Origin of the sequence: Mycolicibacterium tusciae, assembly GCF_002086795.1 — a bacterium.
Lineage (GTDB): Bacteria > Actinomycetota > Actinomycetes > Mycobacteriales > Mycobacteriaceae > Mycobacterium > Mycobacterium tusciae.
The window spans coordinates 1-2,048 of record NZ_MVIM01000048.1; the positions used below are offsets into that span (position 1 = coordinate 1).

Consider the following 2,048-nt stretch of genomic DNA (forward strand, 5'->3'; position numbering starts at 1 on the left):
CGGGTGTGTTGTTTGAGAACTCAATAGTGTGTTTGGTGGTTTTTGTTTGTTGTTGTTTTTTGGTCTGCCTCTTTTTCCCGTTTAGGGGTGGGCTGTTTTTTTGATGCCAGTTTTTGGTGTCTTGATAGTGTGGCTTGTTCTGATTCGAATTCACCTGTCTGTTGATGGGTTGTTTTTGTTTGGAGAGTTTGATTCTGGCTCAGGACGAACGCTGGCGGCGTGCTTAACACATGCAAGTCGAACGGAAAGGCCCTTTCGGGGGTACTCGAGTGGCGAACGGGTGAGTAACACGTGGGTGATCTGCCCTGCACTTTGGGATAAGCCTGGGAAACTGGGTCTAATACCGGATATACCTCATGGGCTGCATGGTTTGTGAGGGAAAGCTTTTGCGGTGTGGGATGGGCCCGCGGCCTATCAGCTTGTTGGTGGGGTGATGGCCTACCAAGGCGACGACGGGTAGCCGGCCTGAGAGGGTGACCGGCCACACTGGGACTGAGATACGGCCCAGACTCCTACGGGAGGCAGCAGTGGGGAATATTGCACAATGGGCGCAAGCCTGATGCAGCGACGCCGCGTGAGGGATGACGGCCTTCGGGTTGTAAACCTCTTTCAGCAGGGACGAAGCGCAAGTGACGGTACCTGTAGAAGAAGGACCGGCCAACTACGTGCCAGCAGCCGCGGTAATACGTAGGGTCCGAGCGTTGTCCGGAATTACTGGGCGTAAAGAGCTCGTAGGTGGTTTGTCGCGTTGTTCGTGAAAACTCACAGCTCAACTGTGGGCGTGCGGGCGATACGGGCAGACTTGAGTACTGCAGGGGAGACTGGAATTCCTGGTGTAGCGGTGGAATGCGCAGATATCAGGAGGAACACCGGTGGCGAAGGCGGGTCTCTGGGCAGTAACTGACGCTGAGGAGCGAAAGCGTGGGGAGCGAACAGGATTAGATACCCTGGTAGTCCACGCCGTAAACGGTGGGTACTAGGTGTGGGTTTCTTCCTTGGGATCCGTGCCGTAGCTAACGCATTAAGTACCCCGCCTGGGGAGTACGGCCGCAAGGCTAAAACTCAAAGAAATTGACGGGGGCCCGCACAAGCGGCGGAGCATGTGGATTAATTCGATGCAACGCGAAGAACCTTACCTGGGTTTGACATGCACAGGACGCTGGTAGAGATATCAGTTCCCTTGTGGCCTGTGTGCAGGTGGTGCATGGCTGTCGTCAGCTCGTGTCGTGAGATGTTGGGTTAAGTCCCGCAACGAGCGCAACCCTTGTCTCATGTTGCCAGCACGTCATGGTGGGGACTCGTGAGAGACTGCCGGGGTCAACTCGGAGGAAGGTGGGGATGACGTCAAGTCATCATGCCCCTTATGTCCAGGGCTTCACACATGCTACAATGGCCGGTACAAAGGGCTGCGATGCCGTGAGGTGGAGCGAATCCTTTCAAAGCCGGTCTCAGTTCGGATCGGGGTCTGCAACTCGACCCCGTGAAGTCGGAGTCGCTAGTAATCGCAGATCAGCAACGCTGCGGTGAATACGTTCCCGGGCCTTGTACACACCGCCCGTCACGTCATGAAAGTCGGTAACACCCGAAGCCGGTGGCCTAACCCCTTGTGGGAGGGAGCCGTCGAAGGTGGGATCGGCGATTGGGACGAAGTCGTAACAAGGTAGCCGTACCGGAAGGTGCGGCTGGATCACCTCCTTTCTAAGGAGCACCACGAGACTTCAGGCCGGCCCGCATTGTGCGGATCACCGCGACTTGGAGCGATTCTGTGGATGGCCCTTTCACCTGTAGTGGGTGGGGGTCTGGTGCACGACAAACGCTTGGCTGGTACGGGTTTCGAGTAATCGGACACCAGCTGAAATTAATCATCAGACACACTATTGGGCTTTGAGACAACAAGCCCGTCGCTTCTTTGTCCTGTTGTTGGGGAAACCGGAAGCGTTGTGACCTGCCGTGTTGGGGGTCGCCCAGTTGGTCTGGGTGTGGTGGTTGTCGCCCTGCTTTGGTGGTGGGGTGTGGTGTTTGATTTGTGGATAGTGGTTGCGAGCATC

General features: G+C 56.2%; 1 rRNA gene. It reads left to right on the forward strand.

Features of this window, described 5'->3' with window-relative positions:
• Nucleotides 1-176: 176 nt before the first annotated feature.
• Nucleotides 177-1,698 (forward strand): 16S ribosomal RNA (locus BST47_RS30035).
• Nucleotides 1,699-2,048: the final 350 nt, after the last annotated feature.